The sequence below is a fragment of the Tropicibacter alexandrii genome (genome assembly GCF_003667315.2).
In the GTDB taxonomy this organism is placed as follows: Bacteria; Pseudomonadota; Alphaproteobacteria; order Rhodobacterales; family Rhodobacteraceae; genus Tropicibacter; species Tropicibacter alexandrii.
Genome location: NZ_RCTZ02000012.1, coordinates 11,847 through 28,157, shown reverse-complemented (window position 1 = coordinate 28,157; position 16,311 = coordinate 11,847). Strand labels below are relative to the sequence as shown.

At 63.5% G+C, this 16,311-nt stretch carries 13 protein-coding genes; 8 read left to right on the top strand and 5 right to left on the bottom strand.

Annotated features, from left to right (window positions below; translation table 11 throughout):
• Positions 1 to 256: 256 nt before the first annotated feature.
• The 6 genes from D8Z78_RS15425 (at position 257) to D8Z78_RS15400 (ending at position 7,712) form a co-directional block, all read left to right on the top strand.
• Complete coding sequence (locus tag D8Z78_RS15425; RefSeq protein WP_121631797.1) at positions 257 to 1,285, top strand: LacI family DNA-binding transcriptional regulator; 1,029 nt, start codon at positions 257 to 259, stop codon at positions 1,283 to 1,285.
• Between the two features lie 20 nt (positions 1,286 to 1,305).
• The gene (locus tag D8Z78_RS15420; protein WP_121631796.1) at positions 1,306 to 2,265 is read left to right on the top strand and encodes a glucokinase; all 960 of its coding nucleotides are present in this window, start codon (positions 1,306 to 1,308) and stop codon (positions 2,263 to 2,265) included.
• A 120-nt stretch (positions 2,266 to 2,385) separates the two neighbouring features.
• A complete protein-coding gene (locus tag D8Z78_RS15415; protein ID WP_420824322.1) occupies positions 2,386 to 4,014 on the top strand; it encodes an alpha-D-glucose phosphate-specific phosphoglucomutase in 1,629 nt (542 codons plus the stop codon).
• Position 4,015: 1 nt separating this feature from the next.
• Positions 4,016 to 4,909, top strand: coding sequence for a DMT family transporter (locus D8Z78_RS15410; RefSeq protein WP_121631794.1), 894 nt, complete (start codon positions 4,016 to 4,018; stop codon positions 4,907 to 4,909).
• Positions 4,910 to 5,010: 101 nt separating this feature from the next.
• Complete coding sequence (gene eno, locus D8Z78_RS15405) at positions 5,011 to 6,285, top strand: phosphopyruvate hydratase (RefSeq protein ID WP_121631793.1); 1,275 nt, start codon at positions 5,011 to 5,013, stop codon at positions 6,283 to 6,285.
• 137 nt (positions 6,286 to 6,422) lie between these two features.
• On the top strand, positions 6,423 to 7,712 hold the full coding sequence (locus D8Z78_RS15400; protein WP_121631792.1) for a sensor histidine kinase: 1,290 nt from the start codon (positions 6,423 to 6,425) through the stop codon (positions 7,710 to 7,712).
• 1 nt (position 7,713) lies between these two features.
• On the opposite strand, the gene ccmE is transcribed toward D8Z78_RS15400, so the two are convergent.
• Positions 7,714 to 8,163, bottom strand: a complete 450-nt coding sequence (ccmE, locus tag D8Z78_RS15395; protein ID WP_121631791.1) for a cytochrome c maturation protein CcmE — start codon at positions 8,161 to 8,163, stop codon at positions 7,714 to 7,716.
• A 194-nt stretch (positions 8,164 to 8,357) separates the two neighbouring features.
• Positions 8,358 to 9,386, bottom strand: coding sequence for an N-acetyl-gamma-glutamyl-phosphate reductase (gene argC / locus D8Z78_RS15390; RefSeq protein WP_121631790.1), 1,029 nt, complete (start codon positions 9,384 to 9,386; stop codon positions 8,358 to 8,360).
• A gap of 257 nt (positions 9,387 to 9,643) precedes the next feature.
• On the opposite strand from argC, the gene D8Z78_RS15385 reads away from it, so the two are divergent.
• On the top strand, positions 9,644 to 10,405 hold the full coding sequence (locus D8Z78_RS15385; protein WP_164932980.1) for a DUF3592 domain-containing protein: 762 nt from the start codon (positions 9,644 to 9,646) through the stop codon (positions 10,403 to 10,405).
• Positions 10,406 to 10,505: 100 nt separating this feature from the next.
• Positions 10,506 to 10,961 (top strand): BLUF domain-containing protein, encoded by a 456-nt coding sequence (locus D8Z78_RS15380; RefSeq protein ID WP_121631788.1) that lies wholly within the window; start codon positions 10,506 to 10,508, stop codon positions 10,959 to 10,961.
• A 24-nt stretch (positions 10,962 to 10,985) separates the two neighbouring features.
• On the opposite strand, the gene murI is transcribed toward D8Z78_RS15380, so the two are convergent.
• From murI to D8Z78_RS15365, 3 genes are all read right to left on the bottom strand, one after another.
• The gene (gene murI / locus D8Z78_RS15375) at positions 10,986 to 11,798 is read right to left on the bottom strand and encodes a glutamate racemase (protein WP_121631787.1); all 813 of its coding nucleotides are present in this window, start codon (positions 11,796 to 11,798) and stop codon (positions 10,986 to 10,988) included.
• A 10-nt stretch (positions 11,799 to 11,808) separates the two neighbouring features.
• A complete protein-coding gene (locus tag D8Z78_RS15370; protein WP_121631786.1) occupies positions 11,809 to 12,708 on the bottom strand; it encodes a lysophospholipid acyltransferase family protein in 900 nt (299 codons plus the stop codon).
• Positions 12,709 to 12,827: 119 nt separating this feature from the next.
• Positions 12,828 to 16,244, bottom strand: coding sequence for an indolepyruvate ferredoxin oxidoreductase family protein (locus tag D8Z78_RS15365; protein WP_121631785.1), 3,417 nt, complete (start codon positions 16,242 to 16,244; stop codon positions 12,828 to 12,830).
• Positions 16,245 to 16,311 lie beyond the last annotated feature (67 nt).

The following is a 16,311-nucleotide window of genomic DNA, read 5'->3' as shown; positions in this document are numbered from 1 at the left end:
GTTCCTCCCTGCTGGACCCAGCCTGATGCCCGGTCCGTTATCGATAACGTCCAGCGCTTCGCCAAACTCTCCCAAAGCGCTTTGGGTGGCGGTACAATAAGCGCGACTCGCCCCCATCTGTCAACGTCAATTAGTCCATTTCCCAAGGGAATCGAGATTTCAGCCCCGAAAAATATTTCAGTCCCGCCTCGGCGATTTCACCAAAAGATGCGCCTGCCGCTTGACAAATCCAAAGCGCTTCGGGTCATTAAGACACATGAACCTGAAAGAGCTGTCCCGCCACCTGAACCTGTCGCAAACCACGGTCAGCCGTGCGCTGAACGGCTATCCGGAGGTTTCGGAGGCCACGCGCAAACGGGTGCAGGAGGCCGCGCATGCCCTGAACTACCGGCCCAATGCCCGCGCCAAGGGGCTGGCCACGGGCCGGGCGCACGCCATCGGGCACGTCATTCCCGTGTCCAATCAGCACGAAATGGTGAACCCTGTCTTTGGCGACTTCATCGCCGGGGCCGGGTCGACCTATGCCCAACGGGGCTACGAGATCGTGATCTCGCTTGTCGACGATTCGCAGGAAGAGGAGGCCTATCGCAACCTGCGGACCCGGGGCAGCGTCGACGGCATCATCATGCACGGCCCGCGCATGGACGACCCGCGCATTCCGCTGCTGACCGAACTGGGCCTGCCCTTTGTCGTGCACGGCCGGGCCTCCGACATCAACATGCCCTATTCGTGGCTCGACATGAACAATGCCCGCGCCATCCGCCGCGCGACCGACTTCCTGTTGGATCTCAATCACCGCCGCATCGCCTTGATCAACGGGCTGGAGCACATGGATTTCGCCCACAGACGGCGCGAAGGCTATCTTGCGGCCCTGACCGACCGGGGCGTGACGCCCGACCCGGAGCTGATGCGCGGCGAAGAGATGACTGAAATCTACGGCTACCGGTCCGCGCGGGACATGCTGGCGACCGATGATCCGCCCACGGCCTTTGTCGTCTCCTCGATGATGACGGCGATCGGCGTGCGCCGGGCCATCCACGAGATCGGCAGGGTCATGGGGCGCGATGTGTCGGTGATCACCCATGACGATGACCTGAGCTATCTCAAGAACGGCGAGAACATCCCGATTTTTACCGCCACGCGATCCTCGGTGCGGCAGGCGGGGGTGCTTGCGGCGGAAATGCTCTTGCGGTTGATCGACGATCCGGGGCAGGAACCGCAGCACAGACTGCTGGAGGCCGAGCTGATCATCGGAACCTCGACCGGCCCCGCCCCCACGCGCTGATCCGCCAAAGGAGCGTCGACATGACCGATCTCTTCATCACCGTCGATATCGGCGGCACCAATACCCGCGTCGGACTGTGTCAGGGGGTCGAGCTGATCGATGGCTCGATCCGCCGCTACCGCAATGCCGATCACGCCGGGGTCGAGCCGATCCTGCGCGATTTTCTCTCGCACACACCCGGCCGCGCCGCGGCGATCTGCATCGACATGGCCGGACCGGTTCACGATGGCGTCGGCAGTCTGACCAATCTCGACTGGACGATCGACTGCGCCGCTTTGCGTCTGGCCTTCGATGTGCCGGTGGTCGAATTGCTCAACGACATGCAGGCACAGGGCCACGCTGTGCCCTATTTCGACGCGCGGTCCTTCAAGACGCTGTTGCCGGGTCGGCCCGTGGGCGACACGTCGCAGCGGCTGGTCATCAATGTCGGCACCGGCCTGAACGCGGTGCCGGTTCTGGCCTGTGGTGGACGCACGCTAGTGCCCGCCGCCGAGGCCGGCCATATGAGCTTGCAAGCCCGCTCGCCCGAGGAATTGCGGTTGGTGGAGTGGATCGCCGAACGCCACCCCTCGCCCGGTGTCGAGGACATCCTGTCGGGGCGAGGGCTGGAGCGGCTCTATGGATTCGTGATCCACGACGAAGGGCTTGGCGACCCGCTGGACGCCGCCGCGATCATGGACCTTTTCAACAAGGGTGACGCGCAGGCGGAACGCGCGGTGCGGCTTTTCGTGCGCTATCTAGGGCGCTATGCGGGAGATCTGGCATTGGCCACCCTGCCCTATGGCGGCATCTACCTTGTGGGGGGGGTGGCCGGCCATCTTGGCCCGCACCTGCTGCGCATGGGGTTCGCCGAGGCGCTGGCCGACAAGGGCCGCTTTGGCCCCTTCGTGACGCAATTCCCGGTGCATCTGGTGACCGACGATTACGCCGCCCTGTGTGGCTGCGCCGGGCATCTGGCCGAAGTTCTGGGCACGAATTAGGGCGTTTCACGCATAATCGGCCAAAAAGCCGGGCATTTCAGGGCGGATCGCAGGCCCAGAGGCCGCTTGCGCTGCCGTGGCACGGGCGTATTGTGCGCCCAAGGCATTTGACCGAAAGGCATGACCATGCAGATCAATTCCGTTCAGACGCAACCGATTGACGGCCAGAAGCCCGGCACATCCGGGCTGAGGAAAAAGACCCATGTCTTTCAGGCCCCGCATTTTCTGGAAAATTTCATCCAGTCGATCTGGCTCGGCATCGGCGGCGCCGCGGGCAAGACGCTGGTTCTGGGCGGCGACGGGCGGCACTTCAACGCCGAAGCCGCGCAGGTTGTCCTGCGGATGGCCGCAGCCGAGGGCGTAGCGCGCGTGATCGTCGGACAGAACGCGCTGCTGTCGACGCCTGCCGCATCGAACCTGATCCGCAAGCGCAAGGCGGATGGCGGGATTATCCTTTCGGCCAGCCACAACCCCGGCGGGCCTGACGGCGATTTCGGGGTGAAATACAACACCGCCAATGGCGGCCCCGCCCCCGAAAGCGTGACCTCCACGATCTACGACGCGACCCGGACCTTGTCCGAATATCGAATTGCCGTGGCGCAAGACGTGGACCTGTCCGTGATCGGTGAAACGCGGCTGGGCGAGATGGTGGTCGACGTGGTCGATCCGGTAACCGACTACGCCGAACTGATGGCAGAGTTGTTCGATTTCGACGCCATGCGCGCGATGATCGCGGGCGGCTTTACCCTGCGCTTCGACGCCATGCACGCGATCACCGGCCCCTATGCCAAGGCCATCCTCGAAGGCACGCTTGGCGCGCCTGAGGGGTCCGTCATCAACGCCGTGCCCCTGCCCGATTTCGGCGGCGGACACCCCGATCCGAACCCGATCTGGGCTAAACCACTGGTTGACGAGATGATGGGCCCGGATGCCCCCGATTTTGGCGCCGCCAGCGATGGCGACGGCGACCGCAACATGATCGTCGGGCGTGGAATCTACGTCACCCCCTCCGACAGCCTCGCCGCAATAGCCGCCAACGCCACCTGCGCGCCGGCCTATGCCGGGGGCTTGAAAGGCGTCGCGCGTTCGATGCCGACCAGCCGCGCGCTGGACCGTGTGGCCGAGAAACTCGGCCTGCCGTGTTACGAGACTCCGACGGGGTGGAAATTCTTTGGCAACCTGCTGGACGATGGCAGGGCGACCCTGTGCGGCGAGGAAAGCGCCGGTACGGGCAGCGATCACGTGCGCGAAAAGGACGGGCTCTGGGCTGTCTTGATGTGGCTCAATATCCTCGCCAAGCGGCAGATTTCCGTTAAGGCGCTGCTTGAAGATCACTGGGCAAGCTACGGGCGGAATTACTATTCTCGCCATGATTACGAGGGCGTTGATGCGGCGGCGGCAAATGCGCTGGTCGATGACCTGCGCGCGCAACTCGGCGACCTTCCCGGAACACAGGCCGCCGGGCTGACCATCGAAAGCGCCGATGATTTTGCCTATGACGACCCGGTCGATGGCTCGCGCAGCGAGGGTCAGGGCCTGCGCTTCGGCTTTACCAACGGCGCGCGGCTTGTGCTGCGTCTGTCCGGCACCGGCACCGAAGGTGCGACCCTGCGGGTCTATCTCGAACAATTGGCCGAGGACTATGACCGCGATCCGCAAGAGGCCCTGGCCGATGTGATCGCCGCCGCCGAGGCCCTCGCCCAGATCAAATCACGCACCGGCAGGGATGCCCCCGACGTGATCACCTGAGATGCGCGCCATTATACTTATGATTGTGTCGATGGGCCTTCTGGCCACGACCGATCTGTTCGTGAAACTCTCGAACGCCGTCGCGCCGGTCGGCCAGATGATGCTGTTCATGTCGCTGGGCGGCACGCTGGCCTTCATCTTCATGGCGCGCCTGAAACGCATCCCCCTGCTGACCCGCGACGCGGTGCACCCGATGCTGTTGTGGCGCAATGTCACGGAAATGATCGCCGCGGTCGGCATGATCGTCGGCGTGTCCAACACATCCTTGCCGGTCTTTGCTGCCATCACGCAGGCCGGGCCGCTGGTGGTCACGATGGGGGCTGCGATCTTTCTCAAGGAAACCGTGGGCTGGCGGCGCTGGCTGGCGGTGGTCGTCGGCCTGATCGGCATGTTGATCGTGATCCGCCCTTGGGGCGCGCAATTCACCGGATGGGAGCTGTTCGCCGTCATGGGCATCACCGCCCTCTCCGCCCGCGACCTGATCACCCGGATGAGCCCTGCGCATATGCACCCGATCGCGATCTCGATGTGGGGGTTTGCGGCGACGATCCTGCCCGGCATCGTGCTGCTGGGCCTTGGCAATTGGGAAGTCGTCAGCACGCCCTATGTCTGGTCGCTGATCGCGGGCGCGGTGTTCGTAACCACCTTTGGTTACCTCGCCATCACCACCGCGATGCGGCTGGCCCCGGCCAGTCAGGTCGCGCCATTCCGCTACACAAGGCTGATCTATTCGATCACCTTCGGGATCATCTTTTTCGCCGACTACCCGGATCGCTGGACGCTGATCGGCTCGGCGCTGATCCTTGGGGCGGGGCTTTACAGCTTTATGCGCGAACGCAGGCTGGCCCGGCAAAGCGCGCCGGCCAGCCTTGCCACCGTTAGCGTGCGACGTTAGCGCAACCCATGAAATAAAGAGTCGTTAGCGGTAACGGCATCATTTACTTTCGTCGCGCGGGTGGTAAACCACGCGCGACATCAGCTTCAGGAGAGCGTTCCATGAGCACCATCATCGACATTCACGCCCGCGAAATCCTCGACAGCCGGGGCAACCCCACCGTCGAAGTCGACGTCACGCTGGAAGACGGCACCATGGGCCGCGCCGCCGTGCCCTCGGGGGCGTCCACCGGCGCTTATGAGGCGGTGGAAAAGCGCGACGGCGACAAGAGCCGCTACATGGGCAAGGGCGTGCTCGAAGCCGTGGCTGCCGTGAACGGTGAGATCGCCGAGACCATCGTTGGCTTCGACGCGACCGAGCAGGTCGCCATCGACATGGCGATGATCGAGTTGGACGGCACCGACAACAAGGGCCGTCTGGGCGCCAACGCCATTCTGGGCGTGTCTCTGGCTGTGGCCAAGGCCGCCGCGGAATACACCGGTCAGCCGCTCTTCCGCTATATCGGCGGCACCTCGGCGCGCACCCTGCCCGTTCCGATGATGAACATCATCAACGGCGGTGAGCATGCCGACAACCCGATCGACATTCAGGAATTCATGATCATGCCGGTCAGCGCCACGAACATCCGTGACGCCGTGCGCATGGGCTCCGAAGTCTTTCACACGCTCAAGAAGGAACTGCACGCCGCTGGCATGTCCACCGGTCTGGGCGACGAGGGCGGCTTTGCGCCTGAGTTGAAGTCCACCCGCGACGCGCTTGATTTCATTCTGAAATCCATCGAGAAGGCCGGCTACAAGCCGGGTGAGGATATCTATCTGGCCCTCGACTGCGCCGCGACCGAATACTTCAAGGACGGCAAGTACGAGATGAAGGGCGAAGGCCTGTCCCTGACCCCGGATGAAAACGTCGCCTATCTGCAGGCGCTGGTGAACGACTACCCGATCATCTCGATCGAGGATGGCTGTTCCGAGGATGACTGGGACGGCTGGGCGATGCTGACCGAGGTGCTGGGGGAAACCGTGCAGCTGGTGGGCGACGACCTGTTCGTGACCAACCCGGCCCGCCTGTCCATGGGGATCGAGCAAAGCTGCGCGAACTCGATGCTGGTCAAGGTGAACCAGATCGGCTCGCTGACCGAAACGCTGCAAGCGGTGGAAATGGCGCACCGCGCGCGCATGACCAATGTCATGTCGCACCGCTCGGGCGAGACCGAGGATGCCACCATTGCCGACCTCGCCGTGGCCACGAATTGCGGTCAGATCAAGACCGGCTCGCTGGCGCGCTCGGACCGGCTGGCGAAGTACAACCAGCTGATCCGCATCGAGGAAATGCTGGGTGAAACCGCCATCTATGCAGGGCGCTCAATCCTGCGTTGATCTGAACCCCTGCGAACGAAACGTTTGGGCGCGTCTCCGCCGAAGGAGGCGCGCCTTTTGCATGTCAGACCATGGTGGCCTTGAGTGAAAATGCTTACGTGCTAAACAATCCGCGGGCTTGAAACGTCGCGATGTGAATGACCGAAACCGTAACAGAACGCCTCGAAGGGCTGTACCAGTCGGAGTTCGGGGAACCGATCGAACTGGCTTTGCGCCAAGGGATCGTCGTTGTCGTTTCGGCCCTGATGATCACGCTGACGCAGGACGTCTTCTTCGTCGTCTGGGCGGCGATGTATTACCTGACGGTACTGGTCTTCTGGTGGACGGTCCGCCCCGGTGAGCCCGGCGCTCATGCGAGCGCTGCGCGACTGAACTTGGCCCGCGCCCTGTACATCCTCAGTATCAGCACGTTTTATCTGGGTCCGATCTACACGATGAGTCTGGGCGACCCAATCTACATGCTGGTCGGCGCCTATGCGCTGGTCGGCACGGCCCTCTTCCTGATCCAGCGACCCGACCCCGCGCCCGACGCGGTGTGGCTCGACAGCGCCAGTTTCGCCATCGGCACGTTCGGCAGCTTCCTGTCCGTGCTGCCCATGCTGACCGGGCTCGCGCAACAGATGGTCGCCGGTGCCGTCTGCCTTGCCACGCTGCTGTATTTCATAAAGGCCAGCCAAGCCCGCACCGCGCGGCACAAGGCCCGGCGCGATGCCGAGCGCCGCTACGCCGGTGCAATGAAATCGCGGGCGCTCGGGCAATTCGTCGGCGGTGTGGCGCATGATTTCAACAATCTGCTGACGGCGATCATCGGCAATCTCGAATTGCACGACCTGCTCGACGACCCGACGGAAAAATCCGCCGCCCTGCGCCAAAGCCGAGAGGCCGCCCAACGCGCGGCGATGACCGTGAAGCAATTGCTGGCCTCCAGCGGGCGCACCCGGCTCAACACCAGCCCGACCGAGTTGGGCGGCTTTGTCCTTCGGCTCGAACCGGTGCTGCGCGACCTGCTGGAATCCGGCATCTCGGTTCAGGTTTCCGGTTTCGACGACCCGATCTACGTGCATGTGGACCGCGAGATGCTGGAAACCTGCGTGATCCAGCTGTGCCTGAACGCTCAGGATGCCCTCGGGCGGAAGGGCTCGATCACCGTCAAGGCGGTGACCCTCGCCACGCGCCCCGACCTCGATCCGCCCTTGGGCACTGCCCCGCCCTACCCCGCGATCCTCGTCGAAGATGACGGACCCGGCGTGTCCGCCGAAGCGCTGGGAAAGCTCGCAGAGCCATTCTACACGACCAAACCCGTCGGCGAAGGCGTGGGGCTCGGTCTGTCGGCGGTGGCCGGGTTTGCCCGCCAATCCGGCGGCGGCCTCCATCTCGAAAGCGACACGCGCGGGCTACGCGCCTATATCGTCCTGCCCAAGGCCTGACTCAGCTTTCGGGCTCCTTGTAGACCCCCTGCTCCTTGAGCGCGTCGACGACCTCTTTCGGCATGTAGGTCTCATCATGTTTCGCAAGGATTTCAGACGCTTCAAAGATACCGTCGACGTATCGGCCGGTGCCGACCATACCTTGGTTCTCCTCGAACAGGTCGGGCAGCACGCCGGTATAGACGACCGGCACCGTCGCCCCGCCATCGGTCACGGAAAAGCGCACCTGCTCGCCTTCACCGCGCACAAGCGTCCCCTCTTCGACCAATCCGCCAATACGGAAGGTCTCGCTGGGCGCCGGCGGCTCGGCCATCACTTGCGAGGGCGAGCGAAAGAAGTTGATCCCGTCCTGCATCGCATACCCGATCAACCCCGTGGAAATCACCAGCGCGATCACCGCCATCGCAATGATCTGGATACGTCTCTTTTTCTTCAGCGATTTCAGGGCCATTGCGACACTCCTAGACGGGTTCACAAGCTATATAATCGATAACGCCGGACTTGGGGAGGCCCGGCACAAAATGCCGCGCCTTTGCTTCTTCTGGCAGACAATACCGCGGGGTTTGGGGCAGAGCCCCAACGGGGGTCTGGGGGCAACGCCCCCAGAGAAAAGAGCGCGGCGCAGCCGCACCGCTCGGCAACGGCCTAGGGAAAGCAAGGTGCCAGCATCAGCCCGGCGGTTTCGTCCTCGCCCAGCATCAGGTTGGCATTCTGCACCGCTTGCCCCGACGAGCCTTTGAACAGGTTGTCGAGCGCCGCAACCACGATGGTCTTGCCCGGCAAACGGTCCGCGACCACGCCGATATGCACGAAATTCGAGCCCCTCACATGGTGGGTCGACGGCGTCTCGCCCAGCGGCAGCACCTCGATGAACGGCTCTTCGGCATATTGCGCGACCAAGGCCTCATGGATAGCCTGCGCCTCGCCCTTCACATAGCCGGTTGCCAGAATACCCCGGTTGAACGGCGCCAGATGCGGCGTGAACTGGATCTTCACCTCGCGGCCCGCGATGGCGCTGAACTCCTGATCGAACTCGCCCAGATGCCGATGCGTGCCGCCGACCGAATAGGCATTCGTCCCCTCGGACAGTTCCGCATGCAGCAGGTTTTCCTTCAGCGACCGCCCCGCCCCGGACACACCACAGGCCAGATCAAGGATGATATCGTCCAGATCGATCACCCCGGCGGCGATCAGCGGCCGCAGGATGAACTGCCCCGTGGCCGCGTTGCACCCCGTGCCCGCCACCAGCCGCGCGCCTGCGATCTCGTCACGATAGAACTCGGTCAGGCCATAGACCGCCTCTTTCTGAATCTCTTTCGCGGCATGCTCATTGCCGTACCATTGCGCATAGGCCTGCGGATCGCGCAGCCGGAAATCCGCCGACAGATCGACGATCTTGACCGACATCGGCAGTTTCGAGATCACCTCCTGCGAGGTCTTGTGCGGCAGGGCGCAGAAACACAGGTCGATCTGGTCGAAATCGATCTCTTCCCACGTCACAAGGTCCGGCAGGTCGAGATGGCGCAGATGCGGAAACACCTGTGCCATGCTCTGACCGGCCTTGGAATTGGCGGCCAAGGCCTTGATCTCGAAAGACGGATGAGTGGCGATGATCCGGATCAGCTCGGCCCCGGTATAGCCCGAAGCGCCGATGATGGCGATGGAATGTGGCATGGTTCTGTCCTGTCTGGAAAAGGCGCGCCCTGTTGGGAGGTCGCTGAAAGGTTGGGGCAAACACGAAAAGCGCGCAAGATGTGCGCGCATGGTCATCGTCGAAGTGCCAGATGCCCTTTGGTCATCTCAAGTCCCCTTTGCGTCAGCGGTTACGACGGAATCCCTTCACAATCAACCGCGAAGGTCGGGAATACCACGATTGATCCCCGGCGGTTTGCCGCGTCAGGATGGGATATCCGACCCGACAGGAGGCCACCATGGCACGACAGATTGCAACCTCGCCCGTTTCCCTGTTCTCCCTGTTCTGGCGCATGGGGGGATGGATCAGCCTGATCTTCCTTGCGATCTTTGCGATCCTGACCCTCATCAGCCTATCGGCCTATCACACGGCCGCCCGGTTCGAGACCGAAGGGCTGCGCACCACTGCCGAGGTCACCGACCGCTATTTCCGCGAAAGCCGCGACAGCGATGGCGACCGGACGGTGACCTATTACCTCGTTCTCGATTACACGACGCAGGCCGGGCAGGACATGAACGTGCATCGCTCGGTCGGCTCGTCCTTGTATAACCGCACGCAGGTCGGGGCCGTGATGCCGGTCTGGTACCTTGCCAGCGAGCCGGACCGGCTGGAACTCAGCCAAGGCGAGACCCATACCGGCGCGGTGGTGGCGCAGATCATCGGGCTGGTCTTTGCCGTGGCCTTTCTGATCGGGCTATGGTTCTGGGGCGGGCGCGCCGTCGCCGCCACCCGTGCCCGCCGCTACGGGGCGCGCGAACACGTCACCGTGACGGGTGTCGAACCCAGCAGCGTCACCGTGAACAAACAGCGCCTGTACCGCGTCCATTGGCGCGAGGCATCCGGCCGGACGGGGCAAAGCATGCTCTATCGGCCCGACGCGCTCGCCCAGATCGGGCGCGGCACCGAGATCACCGTGTACCAAGGCATCAAGCGCGCTTGGTGGGAGGGCGATGTCGGCCCGCGCGCGCCGGAATACGAGGCGCAGACCGTTCGGCACTGAAGCGGGGGTTTTCGTCGGGCCAGACCCCCGCCTTCTGATATTCTGTTAAGATTCGCCTGCTACCCCGGTTCACAGGGATAAAACGTGAGCTTGGGGTGTCATGAAACGTATCATCTATGTCAGCCAGACCGACCGCCGCCTGAGTGATGAGGAACTCGATGAGTTGCTGCTGCACACGTGGCACCGCAACAAGGTCGAGGGCATCTCGGGCCTTCTGGTCTACAAGGCCCAGAGCTTTCTGCAGGTGGTCGAGGGCCCCGATGCCATGGTCGATCAGGTCATGGAGCGGATCAGCCACGACCCCCGTCATCACGACATCACCATCCTGTCGAACTGCACGGCCGGTGGCCCGGATCAGCGGGTGTTTCCCGGCTGGTGCATGGGATGGCGCCGCGCCGACACGGCGGCCGGTCATCCGGCATGGTTCAGCCTGACGCGGCGCGCGCTGGAACAGCGCCTGTCGCCAATGGCCGCCGAACGCCTGCTGATCCTGCTGCGCGGCGACTGCCCGCAGCGCCGACCTGCGCCGGCGGCTCTGGAAATCGAGGCCGCCTGACGGCGACCCCAGTCTGGCGCGAGATCACGCCTTGATGAAGGTGATCTCGCGCTTGAGGAACCGCGTCGCGTGCCGTCCGACCTTGGACGGGTCGCCGGTGGTCAGGAACATCTCTTCGGTCCCGGTGCCGCGCATGTTCGGATGCCGCACAAGGTAATCTGCAAGGCTGTCCGCCACCAGATTGGCTTGGCTGTAAACCGTCACCTCCGGCCCCAGCGCCTCTTGGAAGATTTCCTCCATCAGGGGGTAATGGGTGCAGCCAAGGATCGCCGCCTCGGGGTTGGGCATCTTGCGCTTGAGCGCGTCCACATGGCTGCGCACCAGCGCCTCGGCGAGGATCATGTCGCCCTCTTCGATGGCATCCACAAGGCCGCCGCAAGACTGCGCCTCGACATCGACTCCGATGGCGCGGAAGGCCAGTTCGCGCTGAAACGCCCGGCTGCTGACCGTGGCGGGCGTGGCGAACAAGGCCACATGCTTGACCGCCACCTCGCGCGGCGGGGAATTGTCGCCCCATTGCCGTTCGGTCAGCGCCTCGATCAGCGGAACGAAGACGCCCAGCACCCGCTTGTCGCGGGGAATCCAGTTTTCCTGCATCCGCCGCAGCGCCGCCGCCGATGCCGTGTTGCAGGCCAGAATCACCAGATCGCAGCCCGCCTCCCACAGCCGTTCCACGGCCTTGGTCGTCAGATTGTAGACGTCATCGGCATCCCGCACCCCATAGGGCGCATGCGCGTTGTCGCCGAAATAGACGAAAGGCTGATCCGGCAGCCGCCGCGTCACCGCGTCCAGCACCGTCAGTCCGCCCAGACCGCTGTCGAAAATACCCACTGCCATGGCACTGCCCCTAGTAACGGCGGGGTTTGTCCCCGCTGCGATGTCTGTCTTCGAATTCGAACCCGTAATCAAAGGATTTGAGCGGGTGTGGAGACAACTCATACGTCGCCTTCCTGAGGAAATCCATAAGCCCGCGCGGATCGCCGGCAAATGCGTCGAGTTTCGCCGGCGGGATCGGATCGCCGATGGCGACGCGCACCGGCGTATCGACGCGTTTGCGGAATTCCTTGATCAACAATCCCATGCGCAGGGTCGTATGCAGATGACTGGCCAGCTGGAACAGGCGCGAGGTGTGCCCGTCGAAGAAAATCGGCACCACCGTCGCGCCCGACTTGGCGATCATCTTGGCGGTAAACGTCCGCCAGCCGGGATCCATCGGCTGGCCAAAGGGCTTGGCCGCCGTGGCCACCGTGCCGCCGGGGAAAATCCCGATGCAGCCACCCTGCCCCAGATAGTGCAGCGCTTCCTTGCGGGTGGCGAGGTTCTGCTGCACGGCCTCCTTCGTCTCGTCGAAATTGACCGGAAGGATGATCTTGTCCAACTCCTCGGCCTTGCGAAAGATCTTGTGCGCGAGAATGCGGAAATCACCCCGGGCGACAGACAGGATATGGCCCAGCATCAGCCCGTCGAGAATGCCGTAAGGATGGTTGGCGATGACCACGAGCGGGCCGTCAGTCGGCAGGTTTTCAAGGCGGCCGCCGATCACCTCGAGGCCCAGACCGTAGCGTTCGACCATCACCTGCCAGAAGTCCCGCCCGGCGGCGATATCGGCATCATAACCTTCGGCCCGGCGGATCAGGCTGATCCGGCCGGTGGCGTTCTCCATCAGGCGGATCAGCGCACGCCCGCCCTTGGTCTGGGCGGACCAGGCATAGGAGATGTCGCGGGCGACCTGTCTTTGGTCGGGCATGGTATCGGTCCTTGCGGTTTGGCCGCGCTGTAACGCGGTTTCAGTGCTCTGACCAGATTTTGTAACAGCCGGGTGACAAATTCATGAAAGCGGCCGGTGAAGATCCCCGGCCTGCAAGATCATTCGGCGGCTTTTGCCATCGGCGCAGGCCCCGCCTGCAAAGCGGCCAGCAATTCCTCGCGCCGCTTTTCGGCCTTGGCGGCATTGGCCTGCTTGACCGGACCAAAGCCGCGGATCGTCAGCGGCAATTCCGCCAGCGCGATCAGGGCGTCGCGATTGGCATCGCCTTTGGTCAGCCAAGCCGCCATATCCTGCTCGTATTGCTTGATGAGCGCCCGTTCCATCCGGCGTTCCTCGCTGCGTCCGAATGGATCGAAGGGCGTGCCGCGCAGGCCCTTCAGACGCGCCAAAACGCCGAAGCCCCGCAACATCCCCTCGCCAAAGCGTTTCTTCAGCGGGCGGCCATCCGCGCCCTCTTTCGACAGGATCGGCGGCGCAAGGTGGAAGGTCATCTTGAAATCGCCGTCGAATTCCTGCGCGGCCTTCTTGCGGCTATCCAAGGCCAGCCGGGCGACCTCGTATTCGTCCTTGTAGGCGAGGACTTTGTGATAGCCCTTGGCCACCGCTTCCTTCAGCGCGGGATCGTCGATCCCGTCCACCAGCTTGCGATAGCGTTTGGCCAGACGCTTGCCTTGGTAGGCCGTCAGATGCTCGGCCCGGAAGGCGATCTTTTCCTCAAGCGTCTTGGGCTTGGCGGTGACGGTCGGCGTCGTGATGCGCGCCGCATCCTCGGGGTGCAGAACCGCCCAGCGGCCATAGTCGAAAGCCTTCAGGTTGCCCTCGACCGCCGCGCCGTTCAGGCGGATCGCATCGTTGATCGACTCCAGCGACAGCGGGATCAGCCCGCGCTGCCACGCCGCACCGAGGATCATCATGTTGGAAAAGATGCTGTCGCCCAGCGTCTCCTTGGCCAGATCGGAGGCGTCGAAGAAGTCCACCCGCTCTTGAAGTCGCGCCTCAAGAGACAGCCGCAACCTGTCCGTAGGCAAGGAAAATTCCGTGTTGCGGGTGAAGTCCCCGGTGATGATCTCGTGGCTGTTGACGACAGCACCGGTGCGCCCGGTCCGCGTCAGACCCAGCGTCTTGGCCCCGGCAGAGACGACCAGATCACCCCCGATCAGCGCGTCGGCCTCGCCCGTTGCAACGCGCACAGCGCTGATATCGGACGGCTTTTCGGCCAGACGCAGGTGGATATGCACCGCGCCGCCCTTTTGTGCGAGGCCCGCCATCTCCATCATTGCGGCGCCCTTGCCGTCGATCTGCGCGGCCTGCGCGAGCACGGCACCAATCGTCACCACCCCTGTACCGCCAACGCCGGTGACGATGACATTCCACGTGCCGTCGATTGTCGGCAGATCGGGCGTAGGCAGGTCCGGCAATTCAAGCGCCGTGGTCGCGGCCTTGCGCGGGGTCGCGCCTTCGAGCGTGACAAAGCTGGGGCAGAACCCCTTGAGACAAGAGAAATCCTTGTTGCAGGCGGATTGGTCGATGGCGCGCTTGCGGCCCAGTTCGGTTTCCACCGGCACGATGGCGACGCAGTTCGACTGCACCCCGCAATCGCCGCACCCCTCGCAAATGTCGGTGTTGATGAAGACCCGCTGATCGGGATCGGGAAACTTGCCGCGCTTGCGGCGGCGGCGTTTCTCGGCGGCGCAGGTCTGAACGTAAATCAGGACGGAAACACCGGGGGTTGTGGCCAGTTTCTCTTGCACCGTCTGAAGCTCGGCGCGTTCATGCACCTCGATTCCGGGGCCGAAATCGCGCGGCTCAAGGTCCTCTTTCTCGTCATAGACGACGGTGACGGTCGGCACGCCCATCGCCTTGACCTCTGCCGCGATGCGTTGCGGCGACAGGCCACCCTCGTTGGGCTGCCCGCCGGTCATGGCGACGGCGTCGTTATACAGGATCTTGTAGGTGATGTTGGTACCAGCCGCCAAGGCCGCGCGGATCGCCTGCACGCCCGAATGGTTGTAGGTGCCATCGCCGAGGTTCTGGAACACGTGGTCGCGCTTGGAAAACGGCGCTTCGCCGATCCAATTCGCGCCCTCGCCGCCCATATGGGTGAACCCCACGGTCGAGCGGTCCATCCATTGCACCATGTAATGACAGCCGATGCCCGCATAGGCGCGGCTGCCCTCGGGCACCTTGGTCGAGCTGTTATGCGGGCAGCCCGCGCAGAAATACGGGATGCGGGCGGCGATTTCCTCGACATTGTCGGCGCGCGTTGCCTCGTCCAGAGAGGCCAGCCCGGCCTTGACCCGGTCGGTGCCGCGGCCCTCTTCCACCAAGATATCGCCCAGTTTCTTGGCGATCCAGATCGGGTCGAGCGCCCCCTTGGTGGGGAACAACTCCTCGCGGTGCATATTGCCCGCGCCGCCCTTGTACCAGCCATAGACACGGCGGCCCCGGCGGTCGTCAAAGATGGCTTCCTTGACCTGCACCTCGATCAGCTTGCGCTTTTCCTCGACGATGACGATCAGGTCGAGCCCCTCGGCCCAGTCGTGGAATCCCTGCATGTCCAGAGGGAAAGTTTGCCCGACTTTATAGGTGGTTATGCCGAGACGTTCACACTCTGCCTCATCGATGCCCAGCAACGACAGCGCGTGCAGCAGGTCGAGCCAGTTCTTGCCTGCCGAGACCAGACCGATCTTGGCCCCCGGCTTGCCCCAGACGCGCTTGTCCATGCCGTTGGCGCGCGAAAACGCCTCGGCGGCAAAGCGTTTGGCGTCGATCATCCGCGCCTCTTGCGCGTGCGGCGTGTCGGCGAGGCGGATGTTCAGACCGCCCTCGGGCATGGGGAAATCCGGCGTAACGAAGTTCAGACGATCCGGGCGGCCATCGACCACCGCCGTGGCCTCGATCGTGTCCTTCATGGTCTTGAGCCCGACCCAGACGCCGGCAAAGCGGCTCAGCGCATAGCCGTAAAGCCCGTAATCGAGGATTTCCTGAACACCAGCGGGCGACACCACCGGCATGTAGGCATCGACCAGCGCCCATTCGGACTGGTGCAGCACGGTCGAGGACTCACCCGTGTGGTCATCGCCCATCGCCATCAGCACGCCGCCATGGACGGAGGTCCCCGCCATGTTGGCGTGGCGCATCACATCGCCGGACCGATCCACGCCCGGCCCCTTGCCGTACCACAGGCCGAAGACGCCGTCATACTTGCCCTCGCCGCGCAATTCCGCCTGCTGGCTGCCCCAGATCGCAGTGGCGGCGAGGTCTTCGTTCAGCCCTTCCTGAAAGGTGATGTCATTCTCGACGAGCAGCTTTTCGGCGCGGCGCATCTGCAGATCGACCGCCCCCAAAGGCGAGCCGCGATAGCCCGTGCAATAGCCTGCCGTATTCAGCCCCGCCGCCCGGTCGCGTTGTTTTTGCATGAGCATCAGGCGGACCAGAGCCTGCGTGCCGTTCAACAGGACCGTGTCCTGTGTCAGGTCAAATCGGTCATTCAGCGAAATTTGATGCGTACCCATCCTGCGCCTCCCTGCGCTGAATATATGTGCATTTCACATGAATATTAGGTCGCAATTGTTGACCTGA